Origin of the sequence: Mesorhizobium sp. M0227 (assembly GCF_040321855.1) — a bacterium.
Classification (GTDB): Bacteria; Pseudomonadota; Alphaproteobacteria; order Rhizobiales; family Rhizobiaceae; genus Mesorhizobium.
Genome location: NZ_JAMYSJ010000009.1, coordinates 82,740 through 107,531, shown reverse-complemented (window position 1 = coordinate 107,531; position 24,792 = coordinate 82,740). Strand labels below are relative to the sequence as shown.

Annotated in this window: 30 protein-coding genes and 1 tRNA gene; 16 read left to right on the top strand and 15 right to left on the bottom strand. The window is 61.6% G+C overall.

Annotated features, from left to right (window positions below; all coding sequences use genetic code 11):
- Nucleotides 1-64: 64 nt before the first annotated feature.
- Nucleotides 65-808 (bottom strand): competence/damage-inducible protein A, encoded by a 744-nt coding sequence (locus NKJ00_RS14865; RefSeq protein ID WP_352630206.1) that lies wholly within the window; start codon nucleotides 806-808, stop codon nucleotides 65-67.
- A 320-nt stretch (nucleotides 809-1,128) separates the two neighbouring features.
- On the opposite strand from NKJ00_RS14865, the gene NKJ00_RS14860 reads away from it, so the two are divergent.
- Complete coding sequence (locus tag NKJ00_RS14860; RefSeq protein ID WP_352610642.1) at nucleotides 1,129-1,410, top strand: hypothetical protein; 282 nt, start codon at nucleotides 1,129-1,131, stop codon at nucleotides 1,408-1,410.
- A 160-nt stretch (nucleotides 1,411-1,570) separates the two neighbouring features.
- Here the strand turns inward: NKJ00_RS14860 and NKJ00_RS14855 are convergent, their stop codons facing one another.
- The 3 genes from NKJ00_RS14855 to NKJ00_RS14845 form a co-directional block, all read right to left on the bottom strand.
- Nucleotides 1,571-1,810, bottom strand: a complete 240-nt coding sequence (locus NKJ00_RS14855) for a DUF2188 domain-containing protein (RefSeq protein ID WP_013532013.1) — start codon at nucleotides 1,808-1,810, stop codon at nucleotides 1,571-1,573.
- A gap of 30 nt (nucleotides 1,811-1,840) precedes the next feature.
- Nucleotides 1,841-2,119: a DUF982 domain-containing protein gene (locus tag NKJ00_RS14850; protein WP_352630204.1), complete on the bottom strand. Its 279-nt coding sequence runs from the start codon at nucleotides 2,117-2,119 to the stop codon at nucleotides 1,841-1,843.
- Between the two features lie 254 nt (nucleotides 2,120-2,373).
- A complete protein-coding gene (locus tag NKJ00_RS14845; protein ID WP_352630202.1) occupies nucleotides 2,374-3,477 on the bottom strand; it encodes an NADH:flavin oxidoreductase/NADH oxidase in 1,104 nt (367 codons plus the stop codon).
- A 225-nt stretch (nucleotides 3,478-3,702) separates the two neighbouring features.
- On the opposite strand from NKJ00_RS14845, the gene NKJ00_RS14840 reads away from it, so the two are divergent.
- Nucleotides 3,703-4,281 carry an NUDIX domain-containing protein gene (locus NKJ00_RS14840; RefSeq protein ID WP_352555253.1) on the top strand — a complete coding sequence of 193 codons (579 nt, stop codon included), beginning with the start codon at nucleotides 3,703-3,705 and terminating at the stop codon, nucleotides 4,279-4,281.
- Between the two features lie 43 nt (nucleotides 4,282-4,324).
- On the opposite strand, the gene NKJ00_RS14835 is transcribed toward NKJ00_RS14840, so the two are convergent.
- Nucleotides 4,325-4,409: transfer RNA gene (locus tag NKJ00_RS14835), tRNA-Leu, on the bottom strand.
- Between the two features lie 373 nt (nucleotides 4,410-4,782).
- Here NKJ00_RS14835 and tig point away from each other — a divergent pair.
- Together tig and NKJ00_RS14825 are read left to right on the top strand one after the other, a co-directional pair.
- A complete protein-coding gene (gene tig, locus NKJ00_RS14830) occupies nucleotides 4,783-6,249 on the top strand; it encodes a trigger factor (protein ID WP_352630200.1) in 1,467 nt (488 codons plus the stop codon).
- 160 nt (nucleotides 6,250-6,409) lie between these two features.
- Entirely contained in the window at nucleotides 6,410-6,934 is a 525-nt protein-coding gene (locus tag NKJ00_RS14825) for a hypothetical protein (protein ID WP_352610645.1), read from the top strand.
- A gap of 253 nt (nucleotides 6,935-7,187) precedes the next feature.
- Here NKJ00_RS14825 and NKJ00_RS14820 read toward each other — a convergent pair whose 3' ends face one another.
- The 8 genes from NKJ00_RS14820 to radC all read right to left on the bottom strand — a co-directional run bounded on the left by NKJ00_RS14820 (nucleotide 7,188) and on the right by radC (nucleotide 15,316).
- Entirely contained in the window at nucleotides 7,188-8,504 is a 1,317-nt protein-coding gene (locus tag NKJ00_RS14820; RefSeq protein WP_352630198.1) for a M20 family metallopeptidase, read from the bottom strand.
- Nucleotides 8,504-9,463 carry an ABC transporter permease gene (locus NKJ00_RS14815; RefSeq protein WP_352555247.1) on the bottom strand — a complete coding sequence of 320 codons (960 nt, stop codon included), beginning with the start codon at nucleotides 9,461-9,463 and terminating at the stop codon, nucleotides 8,504-8,506. Before NKJ00_RS14815 ends, NKJ00_RS14820 begins: the two co-directional genes overlap by 1 nt.
- Complete coding sequence (locus NKJ00_RS14810; protein WP_352610650.1) at nucleotides 9,460-10,407, bottom strand: ABC transporter permease; 948 nt, start codon at nucleotides 10,405-10,407, stop codon at nucleotides 9,460-9,462. The genes NKJ00_RS14815 and NKJ00_RS14810 overlap by 4 nt, the downstream gene beginning before the upstream one ends.
- Nucleotides 10,408-10,454: 47 nt before the next feature.
- Nucleotides 10,455-11,441: an autoinducer 2 ABC transporter substrate-binding protein gene (locus tag NKJ00_RS14805; RefSeq protein WP_027036878.1), complete on the bottom strand. Its 987-nt coding sequence runs from the start codon at nucleotides 11,439-11,441 to the stop codon at nucleotides 10,455-10,457.
- 33 nt (nucleotides 11,442-11,474) lie between these two features.
- The gene (locus NKJ00_RS14800) at nucleotides 11,475-12,245 is read right to left on the bottom strand and encodes an ATP-binding cassette domain-containing protein (RefSeq protein WP_023810449.1); all 771 of its coding nucleotides are present in this window, start codon (nucleotides 12,243-12,245) and stop codon (nucleotides 11,475-11,477) included.
- A 27-nt stretch (nucleotides 12,246-12,272) separates the two neighbouring features.
- Nucleotides 12,273-13,052 (bottom strand): glutamine amidotransferase, encoded by a 780-nt coding sequence (locus tag NKJ00_RS14795; RefSeq protein WP_352610654.1) that lies wholly within the window; start codon nucleotides 13,050-13,052, stop codon nucleotides 12,273-12,275.
- A 66-nt stretch (nucleotides 13,053-13,118) separates the two neighbouring features.
- Nucleotides 13,119-14,300 carry a carbohydrate kinase family protein gene (locus NKJ00_RS14790; protein ID WP_352610656.1) on the bottom strand — a complete coding sequence of 394 codons (1,182 nt, stop codon included), beginning with the start codon at nucleotides 14,298-14,300 and terminating at the stop codon, nucleotides 13,119-13,121.
- 254 nt (nucleotides 14,301-14,554) lie between these two features.
- The gene (gene radC / locus NKJ00_RS14785; protein WP_023810452.1) at nucleotides 14,555-15,316 is read right to left on the bottom strand and encodes a RadC family protein; all 762 of its coding nucleotides are present in this window, start codon (nucleotides 15,314-15,316) and stop codon (nucleotides 14,555-14,557) included.
- A 251-nt stretch (nucleotides 15,317-15,567) separates the two neighbouring features.
- On the opposite strand from radC, the gene NKJ00_RS14780 reads away from it, so the two are divergent.
- The 3 genes from NKJ00_RS14780 to NKJ00_RS14770 are packed head-to-tail and all read left to right on the top strand — an operon-like array spanning nucleotide 15,568 to nucleotide 18,550.
- Nucleotides 15,568-16,425, top strand: a complete 858-nt coding sequence (locus NKJ00_RS14780; protein WP_352610657.1) for a MipA/OmpV family protein — start codon at nucleotides 15,568-15,570, stop codon at nucleotides 16,423-16,425.
- Nucleotides 16,426-16,466: 41 nt separating this feature from the next.
- Nucleotides 16,467-17,228, top strand: coding sequence for a response regulator (locus NKJ00_RS14775; RefSeq protein ID WP_031212976.1), 762 nt, complete (start codon nucleotides 16,467-16,469; stop codon nucleotides 17,226-17,228).
- The gene (locus tag NKJ00_RS14770; protein WP_352630195.1) at nucleotides 17,225-18,550 is read left to right on the top strand and encodes a sensor histidine kinase; all 1,326 of its coding nucleotides are present in this window, start codon (nucleotides 17,225-17,227) and stop codon (nucleotides 18,548-18,550) included. The genes NKJ00_RS14775 and NKJ00_RS14770 overlap by 4 nt, the downstream gene beginning before the upstream one ends.
- 27 nt (nucleotides 18,551-18,577) lie before the next feature.
- Here the strand turns inward: NKJ00_RS14770 and map are convergent, their stop codons facing one another.
- A complete protein-coding gene (map, locus tag NKJ00_RS14765) occupies nucleotides 18,578-19,405 on the bottom strand; it encodes a type I methionyl aminopeptidase (protein ID WP_013532002.1) in 828 nt (275 codons plus the stop codon).
- A gap of 200 nt (nucleotides 19,406-19,605) precedes the next feature.
- On the opposite strand from map, the gene NKJ00_RS14760 reads away from it, so the two are divergent.
- The 7 genes from NKJ00_RS14760 (at nucleotide 19,606) to NKJ00_RS14730 (ending at nucleotide 23,675) form a co-directional block, all read left to right on the top strand.
- Nucleotides 19,606-20,028 carry a hypothetical protein gene (locus tag NKJ00_RS14760; protein WP_023810457.1) on the top strand — a complete coding sequence of 141 codons (423 nt, stop codon included), beginning with the start codon at nucleotides 19,606-19,608 and terminating at the stop codon, nucleotides 20,026-20,028.
- A 112-nt stretch (nucleotides 20,029-20,140) separates the two neighbouring features.
- Entirely contained in the window at nucleotides 20,141-20,380 is a 240-nt protein-coding gene (locus NKJ00_RS14755; protein WP_023810458.1) for a hypothetical protein, read from the top strand.
- 159 nt (nucleotides 20,381-20,539) lie between these two features.
- Entirely contained in the window at nucleotides 20,540-20,836 is a 297-nt protein-coding gene (locus NKJ00_RS14750) for a DUF982 domain-containing protein (RefSeq protein ID WP_128303352.1), read from the top strand.
- Between the two features lie 49 nt (nucleotides 20,837-20,885).
- Nucleotides 20,886-21,311: a DUF6074 family protein gene (locus NKJ00_RS14745; protein ID WP_352555237.1), complete on the top strand. Its 426-nt coding sequence runs from the start codon at nucleotides 20,886-20,888 to the stop codon at nucleotides 21,309-21,311.
- Between the two features lie 327 nt (nucleotides 21,312-21,638).
- Nucleotides 21,639-22,832, top strand: coding sequence for a pilus assembly protein TadG-related protein (locus NKJ00_RS14740; protein ID WP_502895804.1), 1,194 nt, complete (start codon nucleotides 21,639-21,641; stop codon nucleotides 22,830-22,832).
- Nucleotides 22,833-22,837: 5 nt separating this feature from the next.
- Complete coding sequence (locus tag NKJ00_RS14735) at nucleotides 22,838-23,278, top strand: TadE/TadG family type IV pilus assembly protein (protein WP_352610660.1); 441 nt, start codon at nucleotides 22,838-22,840, stop codon at nucleotides 23,276-23,278.
- On the top strand, nucleotides 23,268-23,675 hold the full coding sequence (locus NKJ00_RS14730; RefSeq protein WP_023810463.1) for a TadE/TadG family type IV pilus assembly protein: 408 nt from the start codon (nucleotides 23,268-23,270) through the stop codon (nucleotides 23,673-23,675). The genes NKJ00_RS14735 and NKJ00_RS14730 overlap by 11 nt, the downstream gene beginning before the upstream one ends.
- A 36-nt stretch (nucleotides 23,676-23,711) precedes the next feature.
- Here the strand turns inward: NKJ00_RS14730 and NKJ00_RS14725 are convergent, their stop codons facing one another.
- Nucleotides 23,712-23,903 (bottom strand): hypothetical protein, encoded by a 192-nt coding sequence (locus NKJ00_RS14725; protein WP_352555231.1) that lies wholly within the window; start codon nucleotides 23,901-23,903, stop codon nucleotides 23,712-23,714.
- Between the two features lie 165 nt (nucleotides 23,904-24,068).
- On the opposite strand from NKJ00_RS14725, the gene NKJ00_RS14720 reads away from it, so the two are divergent.
- Nucleotides 24,069-24,311, top strand: coding sequence for a hypothetical protein (locus NKJ00_RS14720; protein ID WP_352555229.1), 243 nt, complete (start codon nucleotides 24,069-24,071; stop codon nucleotides 24,309-24,311).
- 113 nt (nucleotides 24,312-24,424) lie between these two features.
- The gene (locus NKJ00_RS14715; RefSeq protein WP_127297148.1) at nucleotides 24,425-24,727 is read left to right on the top strand and encodes a DUF1330 domain-containing protein; all 303 of its coding nucleotides are present in this window, start codon (nucleotides 24,425-24,427) and stop codon (nucleotides 24,725-24,727) included.
- Nucleotides 24,728-24,792: the final 65 nt, after the last annotated feature.

The window sequence follows — 24,792 nt, the reverse complement described above, 5'->3', positions numbered from 1 at the left end:
CGAGCTAGCGAACTCGTGCCGGGGAAACGTTGCAGCGTCGTGCTTGGTTCCGGTCTGGCTCAGATCAGCCGGGATTGTCGGCGAACCCCGCGACCATTGCCTCGACATCGGCGCGGGCGGCGTCCAGCGCCTCCTGGCTGCGGGCACGCACGACCAACTCGGTCCAGAACTTGCCATCGCCATATTTCGGGTAGGAGCCGATGATCGTATCGGGATGCGCTTTCTGGATATCACCCAGCGGCCCGCCGATGAGGCCTTCGCCGAACGGGCAGGGCACGGTCGCCGACAGCATCTTCGTGCCGGCCTTCAGCGTCGGCACGACATTGTCGAGCATGGCTTGGAAAATCGATGGCACGCCGGCCATGACGTGGACGTTGCCGATGCGGAAGCCAGGCGCGACCGACACCGGATTGTCGATGAGATCGGCGCCGCGCGGCATCCGTGCCATGCGCTTGCGGGCCTGCGTGTATTCGATGCCGCGCGCGGCATAGCTCGCCTCCAGCATCGCATAGGCCTTGGCATCGTATTCGCAAGGCACGCCAAAAGCCTTGGAAATGGAATCGGCCGTGATGTCGTCATGCGTCGGGCCGATGCCGCCGGTGGTGAACACATAGGTGTAGCGGGCGCGCACGGCGTTCACCGCGGCGATGATCTCGTCTTCCTCGTCAGGGACGATGCGCACTTCCTTCAGGTCGATGCCGATCGCCGTCATGATGTCGGCGAGATGGCCGATGTTCTTGTCCTTGGTGCGGCCGGACAGAATCTCATCGCCGATGACGAGCATGGCGGCGGTCACGATTTCAGGCATGGAAGGCTCCGGCAAGGCGAGTGGCCTGGGAAGGCGAGTGGTCTGAGATAGCGCGGCGCGACGGTGGCCGCAATGTCATCTTCGCGCCGCCAAGGCGAGCCGATGAGGTCAAGGATCTAGGTTCGAACTGGTCGAGGGAATAGGGCACATGCCGCAATTCGTGATCCCGGAGCGAACCGCCGCATTCATCGAGCCATCGCCGGCCGGGCTTTGCTGGTCAGGGCCTCAACTGAGCTTCACGACAATTTCAAGGAACCATTCGGCTGACTACCGGGTTTTATGAGTGTCGCACCAAGGCGGCTAAGATACGGAGTGATTCAATGGTTACAAAAATTCTCGCAGCATCTGTTCTGACGATCGGTCTCGCAACATCGGCGATGGCGCAGTCATTGGACGACAGGTATTCCAACAATCGTGACTGGTGGCTGTTCGGCAACAGCGACCAGACAACTGTCGACCCCTATACCACGGGAAGCATCAGTGACGGCTCCGGGTTGAACACCCAAGGCAATACCGGCGCAATAGGCCCATGTGCCCACAACACGCCAGGCCCGGACGCAAACGCAGGGCAAAACGTCAACGATCAGTATTGCGGCAAATAGTCAGAACGCGATTTCCGAAAAGCGGATACCGACTTTCTGGAAAGCCATGTTCGAGGGCTAGTCCGCAAGGACAGCCGCTGGCCGCTGGCGCGTCCTTTCTCCGGACGGCGCTGCGGTCGGCGCCCTATCGGACCGCTCAACATCAAGCGCTATACCGGAATTAATCTGAGACTTCTGTCTGCGGCCGGTCGCGGCCGTCGGCCAGTTCCTCGTGCCATTTGCCTTCGGCGTCCTCATACTGGATGCCGTCGGTCGCTCCGGCGACCTGCTGCTCGGCCGAGGCGATTTCGGCTGCGCGCAATGCGTCCTGATGCGTGGGGAACGTCTCGGAAAAGGTCGCTCCGACCTTGTAGGCCCAGCCGCCGTCATGCTCGACGATCTTGTAAGTCAGCTTCGCCATGGAAAACCTCCGGTTGAAAGGTCCGTCTGCTCAATGCAGCCGGTCGTCGGGCAGTCTGTCGTCGGGCACCAGCACTTCCGATTCCTTGGCGGCTTCAATCAGCGCCCGGCGCGCATCTGCTGTCGAACGATAACCTTCCAGCACTTTGAGGCAAGTGTCGAGGGCATCACGATGGCGCGGGCCGCGATTGAGCGGCCACACCGTCATCAGGCACTCCGCGGCCTCCTGGGCGCTGCGGATGTGGCGATATTTGCCGACGTGGCCAAGTTCGACGACGACCGGCACTTCAAAAAGTTTGTTGTCCATCATGGCCGCAACGCAAAGCAGCCAAATTGGTTGCAACCATGGCCGTCAGCCTGCGCCCAAACGTCTCAGAGGCTGTTTGAAGGTTCTACACCTGCGGTCAGCGCCGCAACCGGCAAGCATGCCCTGAACAGTTTTCTCCCACGCCCGGCCACGCCCGCCGCAGCCTCGTCCCACCCAACAGCTTGCGGACGGAATAGCTGCGAAGCACCGTCAAGCTGTCTGGAGACAGGAGGGCGCGTGTCGGGAGAGCGGACCGTTCAGCCCACCGCCTTCATCCAGTGCTGCATCGTGGTCACCGAACGGGCAAGCTGCGGCGCCGGGTGGATCGTTTCGCTGAATGTCGCCGCCGCACGCCATCCCCAGCGCGGATCAGCCAGGAAGGCCCGCGCCAGCGCCACCATGTCGGCGCGGCCCTCGGTGAGGATCGCTTCGGCCTGCTTGGGGTCGTCGATCAGGCCGACGGCACGGGTCGGAATATCAGCACCCTTGCGCACCGCCTCCGCCAGATGCACCTGATAGCCGGGGCCGGTGGGCAATTTCTGCAACGGCGAATTGCCGCCGCTCGAGCAGCAGAGATAGGCAACGCCCTCGTCCTTGAGCGCTTTGGCCACTTCGATCGCGTCCGCCACGTCGAAGCCGCCATCGACCCAATCCATCACCGACAGCCGCGCGCCGAGCATCAGCTTTGGCGTAGCCTTGCGCACCGCCTTGGCGATTTCGACGGCAAGACGCATGCGGTTTTCCAGCGAGCCGCCCCAGCGGTCCGTGCGCTGGTTGGACAAGGGCGACAGGAACTGGAAGATCAAATAGCCATGCGCGGCGTGCAGTTCGATGAAATCGAAGCCGGCGCGTTCGGCCCGCCTTGCGGCTTCGGCGAAGCGTTCGATGAGCTGCAGGATCTCCTCGTCCTCCAGTGCGTGCGGCACGTTCCAGCCGGTGTCGTAGGGGATGGCCGAGGCGGAAACGGTCTGCCAGGGATCCTCGTTTGGCTGCAGTGGCCCGCCGCCTTCCCACGGCTTGCGGTTCGAAGCCTTGCGGCCGGCATGGGCGAGTTGGGAGCCGAATTTCGTGCCGGGTGCGGCGACGCGTCGTGCGGCGTTCAGTGCGCGGCGGGCGGCGGCTTCATTGTCTTCGGAATAAAGGCCGAGGCAGCCATGGGTAATACGCCCGCGCCGCTCGACATCGGTCATCTCGACTGTGACCATGCCGGCACCGGACATTGCGAGATTCATCCAGTGATGGAGATGCCAGTCACTGGCCGAGCCGTCGTCGGCGGAATACTGGCACATCGGCGCGACGGCGATGCGGTTGGGAATGGTGAGGCCGTCGAGGGTGATCGACTGGAAAAGCGACGATGTCATGAGAAACTCCGGGAGGGTTCGCAGCTATTTAGGCGACCGATGGCGCCTGCGCCAGACACGAGGCGGTGAAAGGGGTTCTGGACCAATCACTGACGGGATTGCCGAAATGCCGGTTCGCGGATAGGCCTCGGCAATGCATGGCGCCCAAAAGTGGCCCCGGTTTGGGAGAACGACACGCATAAAACAGGAGCATAAAGCGCGACGCGCTTTTGCATGGAGACCACGATGGAAGATCGTATTCGCGTCCGTTCGGAGGAAATCCTCTCCGACGACTGGGCCGTCCTGAAGAAGACCGTTCTCGACTACCGTCGGCGCGACGGTCAGTGGGAGACGCAAATCCGCCAGACCTATGATCGCGGCGATGGCGCGGTGATCCTGCCTTACGACCCCTTGCGTTCGACCGTGCTTCTGGTGCGCCAGTTCCGCTATCCCGCCTACGTCACCGGCCACCGCGAGCCGCTGATCGAGGCCTGTGCCGGCCTGTTGGACGAAAACGATCCCGAAACCTGCATCCGAAAGGAGGCGGAGGAAGAACTCGGCTACCGGCTGCAGAACGTCGAGCGGCTGTTTTCGCCCTATATGAGCCCCGGCAGCGTCACCGAACGTCTCTGGTTTTTCATCGCCCGTTATTCACCCGCCGACCGCATCTCGGCCGGCGGCGGCGCGCAAGAAGAGGGCGAGGACATCGAGGTCCTGGAAATGCCGCTCGACGAGGCCCTGGCCGGCATCGCCGATGGCCGTATCCTCGACGCCAAGACCATTATTCTGATCCAGCATCTGAAGCTCAATCCGATCGCTGCCTGAACCGAGCTTCGGTGGCCGCCACCCGAAGCTCGCAGAGCGAGGGTGGTGCGGATGAAGGGACTCGAACCCCCACGCCTTTCGGCACTGGAACCTAAATCCAGGGCGTCTACCAGTTCCGCCACATCCGCATGGACCGGCAATCCCATGTGGCCATCATTCTGTCAATGTCAGAGACAAGATGTGGGTCAGCGACAAGATGTGGTCAGGCCCGAATGCTGGTTATTCGCCGGAATGCGAAGACTGTTGAAAATTGGCCTCGCCTGTGACAAAAGGCGTGTCAAATGTGACGGGACGCGACGATCCGCTTCTGCAGAATGTGATAAGAAGTAGGAAAAACAAGAACTTATTCACATTTTGGAACGCAGTTTGGGAGAGTTTGAGCCGGGTTTTCGGTCAAATCGCCAGGTTCCGTACCAAAAGCCATTCCCGGCAAGAATATACCGGCAGGCTGTGGACGGCAGAGGCCGTGGCAGTCTCATTGGTGAAAACAAAGGTTTTACGATGCAGGTCACCGAAACGCTCAACTCCGGTCTCAAGCGAGAGATCAAGATCACCGTGCCGGCCGGTGACATGGAAGCCAAGCTGATGGCGCGGCTTTCGGATGCCCGCAACAAGGTCCGCATCAACGGCTTCCGTCCCGGCAAGGTGCCGGTGCAGCACCTGCGCAAGGTTTACGGCAAGTCGTTCATGGCCGAAGTGGTCAACGAAATCCTCAACGATTCGACCCGTTCGATCATTACCGGGCGTGGTGAAAAGGCTGCCATGCAGCCCGAAGTCATCATGACCGAGGATGAGAAGGAAGCCGAGAAGATCCTGGCCGGCGGCGCCGACTTCGAATTCCGCCTCAACTACGAGATCATCCCGGCGATCGAGATCAAGGACTTTTCCGACATCAAGGTGACACGCCAGGTGTTCGACGTTCCGGATACCGAGATCGACGAGCAGGTTCAGCGCGTTGCCGAATCGGCGCGCAGCTATGAGCCGAAGACCGGCAAGGCCGCCAATGGCGACCGCGTCACCATCGACTATGTCGGCCAGATCGACGGCGAGGCCTTCAATGGCGGCGCCGGCACCGATCAGCCGCTGGTGTTGGGTTCGAAGGAATTCATCCCCGGCTTCGAGGATCAGCTGGTCGGCGCCAAGGCCGGTGACGAAAAGCAGGTCACCGTGACTTTCCCGGAAAACTACCAGGCCGCGCATCTGGCTGGCAAGGAAGCGACCTTCGACGTCACCGTCAAGGAAGTGTCCCAGCCCGGCGCGCTGGAAATCAACGACGAGACCGCCAAGAACCTCGGCCTGGAGTCGCTGGAGCGCCTGCGCGACGTCGTACGCGGCCAGATCGAGAACCAGTTCGGCGCCATGACGCGCCAGAAGGTCAAGCGCCAGCTGCTCGACCAGCTCGACGCGTCCTACTCGTTCGAGGCGCCATCGAAGCTCGTCGATGCCGAGTTCAACAACATCTGGGCGCAGGTCAATCGTGACTTGGAAGCAGCCGGACGCACCTTCGCCGAGGAAGAGACGACGGAAGAAGAGGCGCGTGCCGAGTATCTGCGGCTTGCCGAGCGCCGCGTGCGCCTCGGCCTGGTGCTGGCTGAAATCGGCGAGAAGGCCGGCGTGACCGTATCGGACGAAGAGCTGCAGCGCGGCCTGTTCGAGCAGGTGCGCCGCTATCCCGGCAATCAGCAGCAGGAAGTCTTCGAGTTCTACCGCAACAACCCGGAAGCGTTGAACACGCTGCGGGCACCGATGTTCGAGGAAAAGGTGGTCGACCATCTGCTCGGTCAGATTTCGGTCACCGACGTCAAGGTCAGCAAGGAAGAGCTGATGGCCGACGACGAAGAGGACGAGACCGCCGTCAAGGCGAAGCCGGCGAAGAAAGCCGCCGCCAAGAAGGCCGACGCGAAGAAGGCCGACGACGCGGAAGAGCCCAAGAAGAAGGCCGCGCCGAAGAAGAAGGCCGCCGAATAACACCAGCGCTCCGCTGAAACAGGAAGGCCGCCGTCGAGGCGGCCTTTTTCGTTGCCAAACTGCAACAGCCGCCATGCTTCGCGAGCGATGGCCTGTGGCGACCAAGCTTTGATCATTATCTGCGCTTCTATTGCAAGCCGCTTGGTTGTTGGAGGGCGTGTTGAGACTGTTCGTCGAATTGGGACACGCTTCGGTAATCGCGCTGATCCTTGTTTCGGTCTGCGGCATTGCCCAGGCCGGCACGGTGCCTGACAACTGGCGGTTCGGCACGAGTGAAGACGGCCTCGTCACGGCCTCGCTCTATGCCACCAACAAGCTGATCACCGGCGGCGGTGCCTTGAGCTACAGCCCGATCCTGACGATTGCCTGCCGGGCAAACGGCGAGCCGTATTGGACTGAATGGCTGCAATTGAACGACGCTGTTTCGGCCAGCCGCAAGATCACCATGTCGATCACGGTCGATCAGGAGAGCAAGTTCGATGAAAGCTGGTCGGTCGGGCCGCGCGGCCGGATGCTGGTGCGCGATGGAGCCGACGGCATCAGGCGCCTTGTCGCCGCGAACCGGCTCCAGCTTTCCTGGCGGTTCGGGCTGCTGGCGGGGCGCGGCGAGGCCGATTTCGACCTCGCCGGGTTCGGCGAAGCGGTCAACCAGGTAGCCGGCAGCTGCAACACCGATCCGCCGTGAACGGACGCAACGGGCACGGCTTGCTGCACAGGCGTTCAGCTCAAATCACGTGCGCAAGCTCGCCGGGTGTCAGAACGCGACGACGTCACCAGGCAGGGGCGCAACCATGCCTGCAGTGCGGCAAAGATCGATCACTTGCCGCATGGCGGGAACTCGAGGGCGTGCCGCCGCCGGTCGATGACCAGAAGCCGCGGCTCCTGTCGAAGGGCCATGGCCCCTATGCTGCGTTGTCGCACTGCCAATCGTCTGCCCGCTAGCGGCACCATTTTTCGACGGCAATTGCAATTGCCTTGGTGCAATCGACGAGATCGCGCACCGAAACGCGTTCGTTCGGCTGATGCGCCTGCGCGGGGTCGCCGGGACCGAAATTGACGGTCGGCGTGTTGCCGAGTCCGGTCGGCAGGCCGATGTCGCTGTGCGCGCCAAAGCCACTCAGGACCGGCGAGAGATTGGCTTCTTTGACGGCCTCCTGGAAGACGCCGACAAAGGGATTGTCCGACGGGATTTCGGCGCAGTCGGCGTCGAGGATCCACTCGACGCGGGCGGGGTGCTTTCGCAGATATGGGTCTGCCTGACAGACATTGGCGATGTGCTCTTCGATTTCGCGTTTGACGTTGCCGCCCAGTTTGAACTCGTCATGCTCGCTTGGCAGATACTGGGCGTCGATGATGATCTCGCCGCGCCCTGCCATGGAGGACGGATGTTCGCCGGCGCTCATCTGGGTGACGATGATCTGGTTGGGCAGGTCCATCAACGGATGGTTCTTTCTGGGATCGAACATCCAGCGCCGGTTGAGGATGTCGATGCCGTCGAGGATCTGCCGGCAAAGCTGGACGGCATCGACCGGGCCGCTCGAATACCAGGCATTGGGCGTCAGCTCCGCATGCCCGCCTATGCCGTCAATGATGATCTTCCCCCACAGAATGCCGTGACAGAGCGGTGCGATCCTGTTCGCGGTCGGTTCGGTCATGATGCCGGCGTCGGCGTGAAAGCCGCGATCGACCATGGCCAGCGACCCCATGCCGCCGATTTCCTCGTCGACGACGGTGGTGAAGACGACGTCTCCGGACAGGGGAATGTCGAGTCCCCTCAGGATCTCGACGGCCATCAGCATGCAGGCGACGCCGCCTTTCATGTCGACCGTACCACGGCCGTGTAGAAATCCGTCCTTGAGGACGGGCTGGAACGGGTCGGTCGTCCAGTGCCCGGCGGCGCCGGGCGGGACGACATCGATATGGCCGGTCAGCATGATGGAGCGACCGCCGCCCGTGCCCTTCAAGATACCGCCGAGATTGGGCCGGCCTTCGAACGTCCTGCCTTTGTTGGCGCCGGCCCGCCCCTTGTATTTTTCGTAGAGTGCTGGGCCGTCCGGGTCCCATAGATCGGTCGAGAAGCCTAGCGCCTCGATCCGCTTTTGCAGATAGACCTGGCAATCACGCTCGCCGGGGCCGGCCTCCTTTGGATCGGATTTCACGATCGAGGGGAAGGCGACGAGATCGCTCAGCGTTTGGACGATACGGTCAGCGCTTGCCTCGACGCGCGCGGCAATGATCTCTTCCATGGACGGCATCATGATCTCCAACGTTGGGAAAGTCGGTCGGCGAGAAGGACAAAAACCAGAAGGGCGCCGACAATCCCCACCTGCCAAACCGTGTTGATGTTCAATTGCAGAAGGCCGGTCTTCAGCGTGACCAGCAGCAGGACGGCCGCGAACACGCCGCCGACGCCGCCGCGCCCGCCGGTGATGGCGATGCCGCCGAGCATGGCGGCAGTCAGCGATTCAAGTTCGAGGTTCTGGCCGATATTGGGCCTGCCGCTGCCGAGCCAGGCGATCGAGACGAGTCCCGCGGCGCCGGCGAGCGCGCCACTCAAGGCGTAGAGGACCAAGCGAACGCGATCGACCGGAATACCGACCAGCCTGGCCGAGCGTTCGTTGAAGCCCATGGCGTAGATCCAGCGCCCCCACGCTGTCGAGAGCAGCACCAAACCGGCTAGCGCAAAGCAGGGGATGGCAAGGGTGAGAAAGGGCAGGGGAATGCCCATGACGACGCCGCGCCCCCACACAAGCAGCCAGGAGGGCACGCCGGCTTGGGCCGCGCCGCCGGTAATGGCAAGTGCAGCGCCGGAATAGACGAAGAAGGTGCCGAGCGTCGCGATGAAGGGGAGAAGCGCGAGCCCGTTCACCAGCCATCCGTTCAAGGCACCGAGCATCGCGCCGGCCAGGATGCAGACGGCGGGCAGCAGGACCGGCGGCAATCCCAGCTTGAGGCAAAGCATCGCGACGATGGCGGACAGCGAGACCGCACCGCCGACCGAGAGGTCGATGCCGGCGCCACCGGCCATGATGACCAACCCTTGTCCAAGGCCGACCAGGGCAAGGATCGTCGAGAACTGAAGAATGGTGGTGACGGTACCGAGATTGAAGACAGAAGGCTTGAGCGCCAGCAGGCCGACAATCACGATCAGCCAAAGCATACAGAGCAGAGCCAGGGTAAGGGCCGGGCCCTGCAGGTTGCGGAGCGTTTTCATGCGCGGGCTCGTTGAAATCTGCCGAGCGGCAATCGGTTGCAAACAGCTTCGAAGCCAAGCACGCCGATGATGAGAACGCCGGTGACGACAGGCTGCCAAAGGGAGGGGACACCGATCAGCAGCAGACCGTTTTGCAGGATTCTAAGCAGAAGCACGCCGAGCACGGTGCCGATCAGGCTGCATCTGCCGCCCAATATGCTGGTGCCGCCAAGAATGACCGCGGCAATGGCGTCGAGCGCCAGCGTGCTGCCGATCGTCATCTCCACATTGCGGTAGGTGGCGACATAGAACGTGGCGGCAATGCCAGTCAGCACACCGCTGATGACGAAGGTCGTGAAGCGGATCTTGATCACTGGGATGCCAGAAAGCCGCGCTTTTTCCTCCGAATTGCCGATCGCCAGCAGATGCAGCCCATAAGGGGTTCGCCGCAGCGCCAGCCAGACGGCCAGATAGGCAGCGGCAATCACCAGGGCAGGGACGGGGACGCCGAGCACGCTGGTTGCAAGAAGATATGTAAGGCTCGAGGGCAGGCCCGAAAGCCATTGCCCTCCGAGAAGTACGAAGACGGCGGTGCGGTAGACACCGAGCAGGCCGAGTGTACCGACAATTGCCGGAACGCGGCCGAGGACAACGACGGCGGCGGTCACGCATCCCAGCAGCGCACCGACCAAAGGGCCTGCAATGAGCGCCAGCAGCGGATTGCCGCCGGCGCCGAGCACGCGCCCGATGGCGATCGCCGCCAGACCCATGACGATGCCGATCGAGACATCGATGCCGCCCATGGCGAGCAGCAGGGTCATGCCAAGGCCGATCAGCAGCAGTTCGACGCTGTTGCGCAAGACCGTGGCTGCATTGCCTGATGTCGCGTAGTGCGGCGATGCGACAGAAAAGATGACGATCGCCAGCAAACAGGCGACAAGCAGAGACCACTCCCGCCCGTTCATGGAGAAGACACCGTTTCCAAACTGCCGCACTACGTTCATCTCAGAGCTCAGAAGTTGAACTTGTCGACATTGTCCTTGGTGAAGACAGCCGGCGGCCCGAGAAGCAAAATGCCCTTGGCGGCATCATAGGTGACTGGCTTTTCCAGGCCGGCGACCTTGTTTTCCGCTTCGAAGCTCTTGCCGTCGATCAGCTGTTTGCCGGCCCAGACCGTGAGATAGCCGAGTTGCTCGGGATCCCAGAGCACGGTGAAGCCGAAGGCTCCGCTCTTCAGGTAGGACCGTGCCGTGTTCGGGCTGCAATAGCCGGCACCGATGACCGAGCCGATCTTGCCTGCGGTTTCGATGGCCTGGGCTACGCCCGGGCATGTCGAGGAGGCGACGGCGATGATGGCCTTGATGTCCGGGTTGGCCGCCATCAGATCGCCTGATATTTGCGCGGCGCGTTCGGCGGTGCCGCCGGCGAATTGCGGCGCGAGCAGCTTCAGCTTCGGATATTTGGCGGTGGCTTGCTTCTGCATGAAGCCGATCCAGGCGTTGAGATTGGACGCCGTTGCCTCGCCGGAGACGATGCCGATGGTTGCGTCCTCGCCGACGCGCTTGACGAGTTCGTCGACAATGGTTGTGCCGAGGCCTTCGTCGGTCGCCTGCGCCACATAGACGGCGCGGCCGCTGTCGGGCGCGTCGCTGTCACTGGTGAACAGCTTGATGCCTTTCGCCTTGGCGCTCTCGACCACGGGTGCGATGCTGGAGGCATCGAGGACGCTGACCGAGATCGCCTCGACGCCCTGATCGATCAGGTTCTGGACGATCTGCAACTGGTCGACCGGATTGGTGTCGACGGGACCGGAATAGATGAAATCGACGCCGAGATCCTTGGCGGCGCGATTGCCGCCGGCTTCCATGGCGTTGAAGTAAGGGATGCCGATCAATTGCGGAACGAAGGCGACCTTGTGTTTGTCCGCGGCATGCGCCGCGGTTGCAATGGCGAGTGACAGTGCGGATGCGGCGAGCACTTTCTTGAACTGTGAAAGCATTGTGTTTGAACCTCTCTGGAAATGACGTGCGTTTCAGTTTGTTTTTTCAAGCGCCCGCACGTCGGGATGAGCGCCTGTTATGAGCGAAACGACTTCCTCGTGATCGGTATCGGCAGCCAGCCGTTCGGCCACCTTGCGGCCGCGCCGGAACACCACGATGCGGTCGGCGACCTCGAAGACCTCGGAAATGTTGTGGCTGATGAGCACAACGGCACAGCCGCGCGCGGCAAGCCGCCGTGTCAGCGCCAGGACCTTGCGCGTTTCGGCAACGGCAAGGGCCGCAGTCGGCTCATCCATGATGACCAGCCTGGCATTCAGATTGAGCGCCCGGCAGATTGCGACGGCCTGGCGTTGCCCGCCCGACAGACTGCCAACAGGCGCTTCTGGATCGGAAATATGAGCATCGAGCTCCTTCAGCAGGCCGTCGACGCGCTGGCGCATTTCTTTGCGCTTCAGGAACGGAATGCCCAAAATGGAGCGTTTCAATTCACGGCCGAGAAAGACGTTTTCTGCGATCGACAGGTTCTCCGAAAGCGCCAGTTCCTGAAAGATCGTCGCGATCCCCGATGCCGCGGCATCCTTGGGCGAGTGAAAGGCGACCGGATTGCCCTCGATCACAAGCTCCCCACCACTGGGCGGATGAGCGCCTGCCAGGATCTTGATGAAGGTCGATTTGCCGGCGCCATTATCGCCGAGAAGCGCCAGCACCTCGCCGGAGCGGATCTCCAGATCGACATTTGCCAGCGCGGTCAGAGCGCCGAAGCGCTTGGCGATGTTTCTGGCGACAAGAAAGGGCTCTGTCATGACGGGTTCCCCGACGATTGCGGACCGCTAGGCGTTGCTGACCCAGCGCAGCACGTTGGTCCAAAGCCTCGCGTAGCCAGGCCATTCGACAAAACTGTTCGGCAGCCAGTGAGGACCGATGTCCGACGTCCAGACCAGCGTACGCCCTTCGCCATGGCGCCCGGTGACCAGCAGGGGATGGCCGCCCTGGTCCTGCGGCAGCCGTGCCAGGACCTCGACATCGTCGCGATCACGGGCGATGACCTCGTTGGCACCGAGCAGCAGCGGCCATTCGCCCTCGATGCCGGCAAAAAGCGGGTGGTCTCTGGAACCAGTGATCTCAGGACGAAAGCCCTCCGGAATTTCGAGCCGGTCATCGTTGGGAAGGCAGGTCACCGGCAGCGCCTCCTCGACCGCCGTGCGATGCCAGCGCGCCTTGCCGTCAATGCCCTGGAAGCTGAAATAGCCGCCGATCATGATCAGGCCGCCGCCGGCCAGCGTCCAGTCGCGCAGCAGCTTGAGCCGGTTGGGAACCGTTTTGCCGTGGAGCCAGACATCGGGGTGGAGCAGGAGCGAATTCGCGCCAATGTCGGACAGGATGATCGCCCTGTATTGCGACAGCCCTTCCATGGTGAAAGGCAGCTTCTCGACGGCCTCGTGAGCGGGCATGTAGTCGAGATCGAATTCGCTGCCCTTCAAGGCGTCCACCAGGGGTGTTGCGCCCAGGTGAAAGGTGACGCTGCCGAACTGGTCGAACCCCTTGTAGTGGGTCGCCGAACTCACCCAGCTTTCGCCGACAAGAAGGACTTTTGTTTTCGCTATGATCATACTCTCCTGATTTCGTCGGTTGATGCGGTTTTCCGCGCCGGGTCGAAACGTCGATAAGCCATTGTTTCAACTGGCCATCACGGCATTGTTCGCCAGGGCCGCAGCCTTCAGCGTGGCAAAGTCTGCGATGTAACCCTGCGCGCCTTCGACCGTTGTCGTCAGGCTCGCCCCGATCGCCGCGTAGCGCGCGGCGTCGCCCAGCGACGCGCCATGCAGCCAAAGGGCAAGGAAGATGCCGGCAAAGCTGTCGCCGGCGCCCGTCGCGTCGACGCGATTGACCGGCAGCGCCGGCACCTCGATCTGCGGACCGCCATTCGCCGGAAAAACGACGGCGCCGAACTCGCCGAGGGTGAGCACGACCGTTCCCCGTTGTTTGATGCGTGACAGCATCAGCCGCACCTCTTCGATCGTCGTCGCCATGCGGCTGCGAAAGTCGAAGATCTCCCGTATCATCACATCGTTGATGAAGGTCAGATCGATCTGTTTGACCATCTGCGAGAAGGTTTCCGGCGTGCGTGCGCTTTTGGGAAGGCCGGCCGAATGCAGGCTCACCTTCCAGCCTGCGTGATGAAAGCGCGCGATGGAGGCGGTCATCGTCTCGTAGTGAAAGCCTTCGATATGAAGGCAGGCCGGACGTTGCTCGGGCTGGATATCCAGATTGGCTGTCAGGTCGACCTCGCCAAGCTCGAACGGTTCGCTGATGATCGTCCGGCTGCCGTTGCGCTCGATGATCACGATCGCCTGGGAGAGTCGGTTGTTGGGCGTGTTGCGGATCGGCAAGGCGTGGACACCCAGTTTCGAAAGCGCGCCGAGCGCCCAATCGCTCTCTGGATCCTGGCCAACCGCTGTCGCCAGTTCAACGTCCAGCGCGTAGGGTGCTCCGATGCCGGCGGCGGCAACCGCGAGATTGGCGGCGGGGCCACCCAGCGCCTTGTCGATGTGGCTGGCGGTGATCCGGTCGTCGCGATGCGGCAGCACGTCGACGCGGCACAGGAAGTCGACACTCACCCTGCCGGCGACCAGAAGTCTTGGCAGGTGATCGAGGTTCTTTGGCCTGTGTGGCGCGCGGCCCGGCAGTGAGCGCGCAAAGGAGCTCGGCCGATACATCAGCGCGGCAACCGCCTTCTCGATGCGGTCGCGCGTGCCTTCCCTCAGGCTGGCCGTTCCATTGATGAAGTTCGACACCGTGCCGATGGAGACATCGGCGGTTCGTGCGACATCCGCTATGGTCGGGCGCTTGCGTTGCAATGGCGGAGTTCCAATTGAAGCGTTTCAAAACGGTAGCAGCGAAAATGCGATGCCTCAACGGAATTATCTTCTAAAAATCAAAGAGAGAATTCTTCTAGATTGGAAGATTAATCCAGAAATAGCGGATACTGGGATCCTCTTTCCAAGATTGAACAATTTTCAAATTTTTTGGCAAAAGATTGTGCAAGCGAATTTCCTGCACTTCATTCGATCGCCCGGGCTTGATCGGGCGGTCGTGGCATGCCCCCGGCCCGTCAGATCAGCAACAGGCCCTTCATGCTGGCGTATCCCTTGCGCCCGATGATGATGTGGTCGTGCACCGCGATGCCCAGCCGCTTGCCCGCCTCGATGATCTCCTTCGTCATTTCGATATCGGCTCGTGAGGGTGTGGGGTCGCCTGACGGGTGATTGTGGACCAGGATGATGGCGGTGGCCGAGAGTTCGAGGGCGCGCCTGACCACCTCGCGCGGGTAGACGGGCGTATGGTCGACGGTGCCTGTCTGCTGAACCTCGTCGGCGATCAGCGCGTTCTTCTTGTCGAGGAACAGGATGCGGAACTGCTCGCGCGCCTCGAAGGCCATGACCGACCGGCAATAGGCAAGAAGCTGCGTCCAGGACGAGAGGACTTCGCGACTCTGCACCTCTCCGCGCGCCATGCGCTGCGCGGTTGCCGCGACGATCTTGAGATCGAGCGCCACCGCAGGGCCAATGCCCTTGACTTCCTGCAGGAGGCCAACCGGCGCCCCGAGCACTTCGGCCAGCGTGCCGAAGCGTGCCAGCAGCGCCTTGGCCGCCGGTTTGGTGTCGGCACGAGGGATCAGGCGAAAGAGCAGAAGTTCCAGAAGTTCGTAATCGGGCAGGGCATCCGGCCCCGCCAGGGCAAAGCGCTCGCGCAAGCGGTCGCGATGGCCGAGGTAATGCGGCTTTTCGTCGAGCGTCGCCTTGGCTTTCGCCGCAGGCCGCATCGGCGCTTCGGAGAAGAAACTCCGCTCGTCGTCGTCGCTTGTGTTCCCCATACACCGCCTACATTGCTCCAGCACAGACATTAGAACTGTTCTGGCCGGGATTGAAACAGTTCTGTTCCCCGATCGCGAGACGATCCACGGCAGATCGTGGCAGCTCCCGCTGTCAGTCTATGGCTTCCCTATACGGCAAGATGAAACCACGATTGCGCAACAAAACTTAACATCACTTAACGCATGCGGCCACTTTCACCTGACATGTTGGCGCCATCGGAGGCTCGTGGCCTCGCTATACTGGAGCGCGCATGTTCGCCAAAATCGACTCTGGACTATTTGCCGGCCGGGCATCTCTCGCGGCCATGGCAATCCTGCTTTCGACGCATTCGGAGGGCGCGCTGGCGGCAGACGCCATTGCCGTGAATTCCGATGATTTTACCCTGCCGCCCGAGCCTTCCCGTTTCGGGCGTTTCGAACAGAAGCTGGCCGACTGGCATGTCGTGCTCGGCGGCGGGGCCATCATCGTCCCCAAATACGAGGGCAGCGATGAGTTCAAGATCATGCCGGTGCCTTTCGTCACGGCGACATTCCTCGACACGGTGACGATCGATCCGACAGGTGCCAACATCGCCGTCTATGGACAAGGACCGTTCGCGTTCAGCGCGCGGCTTGGCTATGAGATGGGCCGCAAGGAAGACGACTCCGACCATCTGCGCGGCTTGGGGGATGTCGACATGGGCGCGACGGTCGGCGCGAAGGCAGCGGCGAAGTTCGGTCCAGCCGAAATATTCGCGCAGCTGGACAAGACCATCGGCGGCAGCGATGGCCTGGAGGGCAGGGTGGGGATCGAGGTGACCCGGCCTCTGTCTCAATCGTTGATGATCGGCGCCAGCGCGTCCGCCGTCTTTGCCGACGAAAATTACATGCAGGCCTATTTTGGCGTCACGCCCGAACAATCGGCTCGCTCGGGGCTGGCGCGCTATGATGCCGGCGCCGGTTTGAAGCACGCCGATTTTTCGATTTCCGCCACATATATGCTTGACGAGAGCTGGATGGTGCGCGGCGAAGCGGGGGTCGGTGTTCTTTTGGGTGACGCTGCCGACAGTCCTGTTGTCGTCGAAAAGATCCAGCCTTCAGGGATGCTTCTCGTCGGATATCGGTTCTGACGCCTACCCAGGCACCAAATGCAGGCTAGACAAACTCCGGAATGGCACAGCAACGGCACCAAAGCGATTTGAGCGCCGAATCCAGGTCGGCAAGGCAAGGTTCGCGCATCCTCATTGTCGAAGACGATCTTGAGATCGCACGGATGCTGGGCGAGACGCTCACCGACAACGGCATGATCGTGGAAATTGCCGAGAGCGGCGTCCAGATGAATGCCGCGCTTCGCAACCAGAAATTCGATCTCATCGTGCTCGATGTCATGCTGCCGGGCGAAAATGGTCTCAACATCTGCCGCCGTCTTCGTGCCGGAACCAACATTCCGATCCTGATGCTGACCGCGCTCGGCGAGGAAATCGACCGCATCTTCGGGCTGGAAATCGGCGCCGACGACTATGTGACGAAACCGTTCAGCGCGCGCGAACTGACGGCCAGGATACGGGCGCTGCTGCGCCGTACAGCCTATACTCCAGACGAGCGGGACTGGTCGAAGGTGCTTCGTTTCAACGGCTGGCGCCTCGATCCCATACGACGGCAATTGCATGACCCCAACAATGCGCGGGTTACGACCACGACGCATGAATTCGACCTGTTGCTTGCGTTTTGTCGCAATGCAGGACGGGTTCTCTCTCGCGAGGAGCTTCTGGGCGTAACCCATGCCGGGCTCGCGGGGCCGATCGAGCGTAGCGTCGATGTCCATATCAGTCGAATCCGCAGGAAGATCGAAAAGGATGCGCGCGATCCGGTGCTTTTGAGGACCGTTCGGTTGGGTGGCTACATCTTCACCGCGACGGTGGAGGAAGCATGAAGGGTTTCATCCGCCGTTTCTTGCCACAGTCCGTGCGTGGGCAGTTTGTGGCGATCATTTTCATCGCGGTGATCGTGATCATGTTCGTCGGTTCGGTCGTCGAGAGTTTCATGGAGAACGTCGACCTTCCCGCCGCGGAAGATAACGCAAGGCGTGCGGCCGTTGTTGCTGCCTTGTTGCAAGAAACGCCGGCGGAGGCGCGTGGGGCAATTCTGGCGACAGCAACGCGGGCCGGCTTTGATTTCGAGATATTGCCCAAGGAGCAGATACGCGGCATTCCCCAGTCCTATCTGCAATGGCGAAGTGTCGAATGGCTTTTGCGAATCGACAGGGGGACGGTTGATGGACGCTGGCTAAGGATCGGCGGCCGATACGCGTTTGTCATCGACCTGGACCAGCAGGACGTCCTGGCCCATTTCGGCATGCCCGATTCCTGGCTGACATCGGGCCTCGTCCGTGCCTCGTTCTACAGGTTCATGGCTTTCGTCGCCTTGCCCGTGCTGATCTGGCTGTTTGCGGTTTGGGCCGTGACGGATCCATTGAAGCGCATCTCGGCAGCAGTCGGTTCGGCCGAGATCGAGAATGGCGAACAGCTCTTCGTCGAACACGGTTCCATTGAAATGGTGGGCTTGGCGCGCGCCCTGAACAGGATGAGGACGCGCATCCGCACGATGATCGAAAATCGCACGCGCATGTTGCGCAGCGTCAGTCATGATCTGCGCACGCCGTTGACGCGGCTGCGGCTTCGCGCCGAGCGTATGGATGATGGCCCAATCCGAACCGCAATCCTGTCCGATGTCCAGCACATCGAAATCTTGATCGACGAGACCCTGACCTATCTGCGCAACGATGTTTCGACGGAGAAGCTGCAGCGCGCCGACATTGCCAGCGTTCTGCAAACCGTCTGCGCCGAATTCTCCGATGTCGGATTTCCTGTCTCATATTCCGGGCCGGACCGGCTCCTGGGCTGGTGCAAGCCCAATGCATTGGCGCGTGCCATCGCCAATCTTTGCGACAACGGGGTCAAATTCGCTGGCAATGTCACGGTCGCCTTGACGGCGACCGGCACGGCGGCGCGCATCACGGTAGGGGATGATGGGCCGGGTATTCCGATGACGGCACGCGCCCGTGTTTTCGAACCATTCTTCAAGGAAGATGCGTCGCGCGGTATTGCATCGAAGCATGGCTTCGGTCTGGGCCTGTCGATCGTTGCCGACATCGTCCAGGGTCACGGCGGTAGGATCGAATTGGAGGACAACCAGCCCAGCGGACTGGTCGTCACCATCGACCTGCCGAATGCCGCAGGCGTGCAGTCGGCATAGACGGCCTCCTGCCGGGTAGATGCGCCGCTAGGCCGGCAGGCCGGGGCGATCGAGCTTTTTGGGCGACAGCGTGAAAATCTCGCACCCTGTGTCGGTCACGCCGATCGTGTGCTCGTACTGCGCCGACAGCGAGCGGTCGCGCGTCACCGCGGTCCAGCCGTCCGACAGAACCTTCACATGCGGCCTGCCCAGATTGATCATCGGCTCGATGGTGAAGATCATGCCAGGCCGCATCTCTACGCCCTCATTGGCGCTGCCATAGTGCAGGATGTTCGGTGCGTCATGGAAAAGCTGGCCGACGCCGTGGCCGCAGAAGTCGCGCACCACCGAGCAGCGCTCGCCTTCGGCAAAGGTCTGGATGGCGGCGCCGATGGCGCCGGTGCGAGCGCCGGGCCTGACCGCCGCTATGCCGCGCATCAGGCATTCATGCGTGACTTCGAGCAGGCGCTCGGCGGCGCGCTTGATCGTGCCGACCGGATACATGCGCGAGGAATCGCCGTGCCAGCCGTCGAGGATGTAGGTGACGTCGATGTTGACGATGTCGCCATCCTTGAGCGGCTTGTTGTCGGGAATGCCATGGCAGACGACATGATTGATCGAGGTGCAGGACGATTTCGTGTAGCCGCGATAGTTGAGCGTCGCCGGTAGCGCGCCGTGGTCCATGCCGAATTCGAAGACGAAGCGGTCTATTGCTTCGGTGGTGACGCCGGGCTGGACCATCGGCACCAGCTCGTCGAGGCAGCGTGCGGTGAGATCGCATGCCTTGCGCATGCCGGCAAAGCCGTCCTCGCCATAGAGGCGGATCTGGCCGGTATTTCTGAGCGGGGCCGTGGCGGCGTCGAGATAGGTGACCATTTTGTCCGTGTAGCGGGTAGGGCTCTGCAGGAGAGCCAGCGTGAGAATTTCCCCAGATTTGGCACTTGAGGGCAAAAGGTTCAAGGAAGAACTGTCTGATGCGGCCGCGCGCTTCCGGATATTTGCCTCGCATGGGCGATGTCTTGCCGGTTTTTGCCCGGTTTGCTTCCCTTTCTGGCCATGGTGCGTTAGGGCGGGTGATGTTTTCGAGATCGCGTCCCTTCGCGGCGGCCAGGCAAACCGGATGGCCTGAAGCGCCGCTGACGGCAGCGTGCTCATGCCTGATGGGCATGGTGCTGCTGGCGATGCTGTGCTTCGGCCTGCCGGCGGCGTCAGGCTTTGCGGGGTCTGCGCCAAGCGGTGCCAGTGTCGGTGTCGAGCGGTCGGGCGAGGTGGCGGCGCTGCTGCGTGTCACCGGCAAGGCGCAAGCGCTGGAAGTTCGTGCCGGCCGTCCGCTCCTGGTCAAGTTCGCCGGCGGCCATCCCGCGCTTCCGGTCCCCGACGCTGTTTTTCTTTGGGCCGAACGGACATCGCAAAGAGCGATGGTTTCGGGATATGGGGCCGCTCCGGTTCCCGGGGCGAGCACCAATCAGCCGCGCGCACCGCCGACCATCACGGCCTGAGCGGTCCAGGACCGTACCCTTTACCTCATTCGTTATTCCTGTTGCGTCGTGATCGTGCGGCGGCTGTCGGCCGCGCAGCGGTCGCGCGGCGCGTCATTTCCGGATTATTTCAATGCAACAACGCATCAAGACTTTCAAAACCCTGTCGCGCGCGGCCTCGGCTGCCATGTTTCTCTCCGTCCAGGCGCTCATCTGCATCGGAACCGTCTATTGGGCGGTTGCCGAGACGCTCGGCCTGTCGGCGATGGCGGCCCTTGTTCTCGGCGGCATCTTCGCCGTGCCGACGGTATTTGTACTGATCACCGCCATTCGCATGGCCTTCGACGCGGAGACGGATTCGGCGAACCAGTGAGCATATGGCACCCAGGACAGATCTCGGATGCGCGATTTCTTTGGCGCGATGTGGCGGCCCGCGACCCAAGTGACGACACATTTCTGAGCCAAAAGCCGGTCAAAGCAACTTTTGACGACGAACGGCGTTGCCTCGGCGACGCCGTTCGGGAGACAGGAAATGGATAGACTGCAATTCGAGGTGCCGGTGCGCATAGCGCCTGGATCCGGTCTGCCAGTCGAGGAGATCTATGGCGTCGAACAGGCGCTCGATTTTCTCCAGGACTGGCCTGCGCGCCGTCAGGGCCCGATCTATCAGAAAGCGTTCAACGCCTGCTTTGGCGCCACGGTGGAGGTGGTCAAGACCGAGGATGCCTGCCGGGCGTTCATGGCGTTTTGCCGCGCCAGTGGACTGATGGCCAGGGACATGATGACGCCGCGCAAGCGCGGCGGTGAGGCGAGGGCGCTCCAGGCCTGAGGGCCGTCGCCCGTTTCGCCTGCCCCGATTCCTACGTCAACGATCGCGTTTGAACGCACGCGGCGATGTCGTGAGCGTAGGGCTGCGCCCTTTCGTCCCCGACGACCGCAGCACCTACGTCAGCGCCGTTAAGCTTCCGTTTCCACCTTCCCGGCTACGCCATTGCTTGTTGGCGATGGTGATTCGTTGCGTCAGTCTCATGGTTTGGAAGATGTCCCCAGAAAAAGTCCGTGCATTCCCGATCGACCGTCAGGTATTCTTGGTTAGAGAGGTTGCCGCCAAGCTCGGCAACCTGCATGGCGAGACCGCCACCTCGTTCTGGAGAGCCAAGGCGTCGGAGTTGCTCGATCTTGTGGTCGGATCCGGCAGGGACAGAACAGCAGCCGGCGATGAAGTGCGCAGGTTTTTCCTGGCCGTGCAGCGAGAGATGTTGGCTGATACGGCCTCGGAGTCGATGCCAATTCTTTCCGCTTGAAGCAAATCCTGAACCTCCATCCTCCACACATGCATCAGTAATTTGTAAATACACTTACTCCGGTGTGTTTTTCGGAGACCCGGTCGTTGTTCGCGCGGTCTCGGCTGCGAATCCGGCAATTTCCCGCCGGCCTTGAGGGGTGGCCCACTCTGAGACATCGATGCGCTTGCGCGTTGGTCAGCCAGCGAAACACTTCTTTTTTGAAGCCAATGGACCACTGCTCAAAAATGCAACGAACTTTTTAGCCATTCGTTCATCTATGCGTGCTTTCTAATTTAAACCATGGCCTTGAGTAGCTTCACCCGTGTTCGGCTTGTAATGGACGCCATGCGCCGGAGCACGGGCGCTAACGTCGCCACCATTTTTGCTCTGACCTTGCCGGTCGTTGTCGGCGGCGCAGGCTTCGGTGTCGAGACCTCCTATTGGTACTACAACAGCCTGAAATTGCAGGCGACGGCCGATGCCGCCGCCTATGCCGGTGCGCTCGAACAGATCTCGGGTTCCAACAAGCCGACAATCGTCGCGGCCGCGACCCAGTCGGCCGCGACGAACGGGTTGGGCTCGGGCACCATCGTCGTCAATACGCCGCCGGCGTCCGGACCGAACACGGCGAAGAAAGCGGTCGAGGTCATAGTCCGCCAAAACCTCGACCGGATGTTCACCTTGATCTTCACGCAGACCCCGGTTCCCGAGCAGGCGAGGGCGGTCGCACTTATCATCGATGGCTCGAAGGCCTGCATGGAAGCGCTCGATCCGGTCGCCCCACAGGCTGTACTGTTTTCCGGCAATACCAGCGTGAAGGTCACACACTGCGTCATCATGTCCAATTCGAACGCCCCGGACGCCATCAAGCTTCAGGGCTCGGCGGCCCTCCAGGTGGATTGCCTGATATCGGCGGGCGGCGTCTCCCTCAGCAATCCCGTCACCACCGTCTGCGAGGCCCCGATCACCCAGGCACTGCCTGCCGCCGATCCATTTGCCGACCTGCCAACGCCTGCGGCCAGCAACCCGTGCAAGAATATTAACGGCAACAAGACGACGCAGACAATCCAGCCCGGGACCTATTGCGGTGGCATGAACCTTAACGGCACCATCACGCTGTCTCCCGGCGTCTATGTCGTGCAGGGCAATTTGAAGATCAACGCGGGTGCGGTCATTTTGGGCACCGGGGTTACCATCTTCATGCAAGGCAGCAACACCGTCAGCATGAACGGCAACGCCTCCGTGAAGCTCAGCGCGCCGACTTCAGGCACCTATTCCGGGGTGCTGTTTTATGGCGACAGGACGGGGACCGCGGCCCAGAGCACCTTCAACGGCACGGCGGACTCGCTTTTGACCGGCGCGCTCTATTTTCCTAAGCAACAGGTCAATTATCTCGGCAACTTCTCGGGCAACAGCGGCTGCACCCAGGTGGTCGCCAACACAATTCAATGGTCCGGCAGCGCGACCGTCAACCAGGATTGCAAGAGCCTCGGGATGCGCGACATTCCGGCGGCGCAGTCCGTGGCGCTGGTAGAGTAGCCTCCGTGGAACGCCGATCGGTGCCGATCCTGAGCGATCAAGCGGGCGTTGCGGCGGTCGAATTCGCAATGGTGCTGCCCATCCTGTGCCTGGTGCTGCTCGGTATTCTGGACGGCTGGTCTTACGTAACGAGTTCGCTCTCGATGCGCGCCGGCGTGAAGACCGCCTCGAACCTGGTCATGAGCGGATCGACCAATGATGCGGCGACCAAGGCTGTTGCCATTGCGAGCTGGGAGAATCGGCCGGAGGACGGCCAGGTCACGCTAAGCCGGATTTACATGTGCGGGACGGCCGTGGTCGACGCTGCCACCTTGTGCAGTGGGCCGAAGGTGCCGTCGGTCTATGTCCAGATCCAGGCATCGGCCACCTGGGTGCCGCCAATTGCCTTCGGCCCATTTGCCACTTCCACTGTAATCGGTCACCAGGAGATGATCCGTGTCCGCTAGGGTAAGCGCGTTCCGGCAGGATCGATCGGGCGGGGCCGGGCTGGAGTTCGCGCTGATCGCCCCCTTCCTCGTCATGCTGCTGTTCGGGATCTTCGCTTTTGGCTGGTCGATGCACTCGGTCTCCAGTGTTCGCTATACGCTGGAGACGTCAGCGCGCTCGCTGCAGCTTAAGAACACGCTGACCCAGGCCGACATTCAATCGATCGCCACGCAGAAATTGCAGGCCTTGGGGTTTAAAGACGTGAACGTCACGATCGCCATCGACCCCGTGAGCGGCGGCTTCCGCATGGCGCATCTGACCGCGGCCTATGCCTTCGTCATCGACTTCCCCTACTTCAGTTCCTTCCCGATCAACTACGCGACAACCGTTACCGTGCCGCTGCTTGGCAGCGGCTAGGCTGTGGCCTGATAGCCTCGCGCGCTGGGGCTCTGCTTACTTGTACGCCTTGAGCGCGATCAGACCACCGAGAATGGTTATCGCCATGAGGATCAGCGCCCACGACACAATGTTGTGTGACAGACGCCTGCGGCGACTGCGCAGGGCCCGGTCCCGCCAGCGTTTGGCCTGATCAGCCCCTGTTTTTTGTCGATCCACATCCTTCTCCACGAGCAGAATGCGACTCATGCCGGCTGGTGTCCAGATCGGCACCGGTTTTGGCGGTCACGATGCAAGCTTGGCACTCAGCCTGCTTTTGATGGCACGGGGCTAGATAATATATTTCGTAGTGCTAATATTAAGGTGACGCTAGGTCATGTCCGACCATCTGTCGGGTGCAATATGGGGGTTCAAATGAGAGTGGCTGTATTTTGCGTGGCTGTCGTTTTCGCTACGGCTGGTGTCGCTGTTGCCAAGGAAAAGAAGGTGGCGGTCAGTGACGCCGCCGCCTTGTGTTCCACCAACCCGTCAGCCAAGAAGCCCGTTCCAAATCTGGACTGCGGTTTCACCGGAACCGCCAAACCGGAAGATAGCGGCGCAAAGGCAGAGCCGCGCCTCGGGTACGACTCCAACCCGTGGATTGTAACCGGCTTTTGACTTCGCATTGGCGGATGCCGGTTGAAGCGCAGAAGAGAGTTGTCTTAACCGACAGGCCCCACCCCGGCACCGGAGCGCAACGATCGGGCGCCGTCGAGGAGAAGGAAGCGCAAATGGCCGCCTATCTGATCGCGGATGTAGACATAAAGGATGCTGCCGTCTTCGAGGAATACCGGCGCGATGTGCCAGCCACCGAGGAGCGTTATGGTGGGAGATATCTAGGTCGTGGCGGTGCGACCAAGGTTTTGGAGGGTGATTGGGAGCCACACCGTTTGGTTATTATCGAGTTCCCCGACATGACGTCATTGATGGGCTGGTACAATTCGCCGGAATACGCCCGCCTTATTGAAATCCGGAAGCGTTGCGCCAATACCAGGATAATTGCGCTTGAGGGGGTTGCAACACCCACTCTTTGACCGTGGTGGCTCGCCTTCGCCTTCATCAGGCAGAATCCGGCTTTTTGCCCGAATCCGCACACCGC

What these genes read in the sequence shown, in the direction of transcription:
- NKJ00_RS14865 (WP_352630206.1), bottom strand. Translation starts at nt 808, where the DNA reads ATGCCTGAAATCGTGACCGCCGCCATGCTCGTCATCGGCGATGAGATT.
- NKJ00_RS14860 (WP_352610642.1), top strand. Translation starts at nt 1,129, where the DNA reads ATGGTTACAAAAATTCTCGCAGCATCTGTTCTGACGATCGGTCTCGCA.
- NKJ00_RS14855 (WP_013532013.1), bottom strand. Translation starts at nt 1,810, where the DNA reads ATGGCGAAGCTGACTTACAAGATCGTCGAGCATGACGGCGGCTGGGCC.
- NKJ00_RS14850 (WP_352630204.1), bottom strand. Translation starts at nt 2,119, where the DNA reads ATGATGGACAACAAACTTTTTGAAGTGCCGGTCGTCGTCGAACTTGGC.
- NKJ00_RS14845 (WP_352630202.1), bottom strand. Translation starts at nt 3,477, where the DNA reads ATGACATCGTCGCTTTTCCAGTCGATCACCCTCGACGGCCTCACCATT.
- NKJ00_RS14840 (WP_352555253.1), top strand. Translation starts at nt 3,703, where the DNA reads ATGGAAGATCGTATTCGCGTCCGTTCGGAGGAAATCCTCTCCGACGAC.
- tig (WP_352630200.1), top strand. Translation starts at nt 4,783, where the DNA reads ATGCAGGTCACCGAAACGCTCAACTCCGGTCTCAAGCGAGAGATCAAG.
- NKJ00_RS14820 (WP_352630198.1), bottom strand. Translation starts at nt 8,504, where the DNA reads ATGCCGTCCATGGAAGAGATCATTGCCGCGCGCGTCGAGGCAAGCGCT.
- NKJ00_RS14815 (WP_352555247.1), bottom strand. Translation starts at nt 9,463, where the DNA reads ATGAAAACGCTCCGCAACCTGCAGGGCCCGGCCCTTACCCTGGCTCTG.
- NKJ00_RS14810 (WP_352610650.1), bottom strand. Translation starts at nt 10,407, where the DNA reads ATGAACGGGCGGGAGTGGTCTCTGCTTGTCGCCTGTTTGCTGGCGATC.
- NKJ00_RS14805 (WP_027036878.1), bottom strand. Translation starts at nt 11,441, where the DNA reads ATGCTTTCACAGTTCAAGAAAGTGCTCGCCGCATCCGCACTGTCACTC.
- NKJ00_RS14800 (WP_023810449.1), bottom strand. Translation starts at nt 12,245, where the DNA reads ATGACAGAGCCCTTTCTTGTCGCCAGAAACATCGCCAAGCGCTTCGGC.
- NKJ00_RS14795 (WP_352610654.1), bottom strand. Translation starts at nt 13,052, where the DNA reads ATGATCATAGCGAAAACAAAAGTCCTTCTTGTCGGCGAAAGCTGGGTG.
- radC (WP_023810452.1), bottom strand. Translation starts at nt 15,316, where the DNA reads ATGGGGAACACAAGCGACGACGACGAGCGGAGTTTCTTCTCCGAAGCG.
- NKJ00_RS14780 (WP_352610657.1), top strand. Translation starts at nt 15,568, where the DNA reads ATGTTCGCCAAAATCGACTCTGGACTATTTGCCGGCCGGGCATCTCTC.
- NKJ00_RS14775 (WP_031212976.1), top strand. Translation starts at nt 16,467, where the DNA reads ATGGCACAGCAACGGCACCAAAGCGATTTGAGCGCCGAATCCAGGTCG.
- NKJ00_RS14770 (WP_352630195.1), top strand. Translation starts at nt 17,225, where the DNA reads ATGAAGGGTTTCATCCGCCGTTTCTTGCCACAGTCCGTGCGTGGGCAG.
- map (WP_013532002.1), bottom strand. Translation starts at nt 19,405, where the DNA reads ATGGTCACCTATCTCGACGCCGCCACGGCCCCGCTCAGAAATACCGGC.
- NKJ00_RS14760 (WP_023810457.1), top strand. Translation starts at nt 19,606, where the DNA reads ATGTTTTCGAGATCGCGTCCCTTCGCGGCGGCCAGGCAAACCGGATGG.
- NKJ00_RS14755 (WP_023810458.1), top strand. Translation starts at nt 20,141, where the DNA reads ATGCAACAACGCATCAAGACTTTCAAAACCCTGTCGCGCGCGGCCTCG.
- NKJ00_RS14750 (WP_128303352.1), top strand. Translation starts at nt 20,540, where the DNA reads ATGGATAGACTGCAATTCGAGGTGCCGGTGCGCATAGCGCCTGGATCC.
- NKJ00_RS14740 (WP_502895804.1), top strand. Translation starts at nt 21,639, where the DNA reads ATGCGCCGGAGCACGGGCGCTAACGTCGCCACCATTTTTGCTCTGACC.
- NKJ00_RS14725 (WP_352555231.1), bottom strand. Translation starts at nt 23,903, where the DNA reads ATGAGTCGCATTCTGCTCGTGGAGAAGGATGTGGATCGACAAAAAACA.
- NKJ00_RS14720 (WP_352555229.1), top strand. Translation starts at nt 24,069, where the DNA reads ATGAGAGTGGCTGTATTTTGCGTGGCTGTCGTTTTCGCTACGGCTGGT.
- NKJ00_RS14715 (WP_127297148.1), top strand. Translation starts at nt 24,425, where the DNA reads ATGGCCGCCTATCTGATCGCGGATGTAGACATAAAGGATGCTGCCGTC.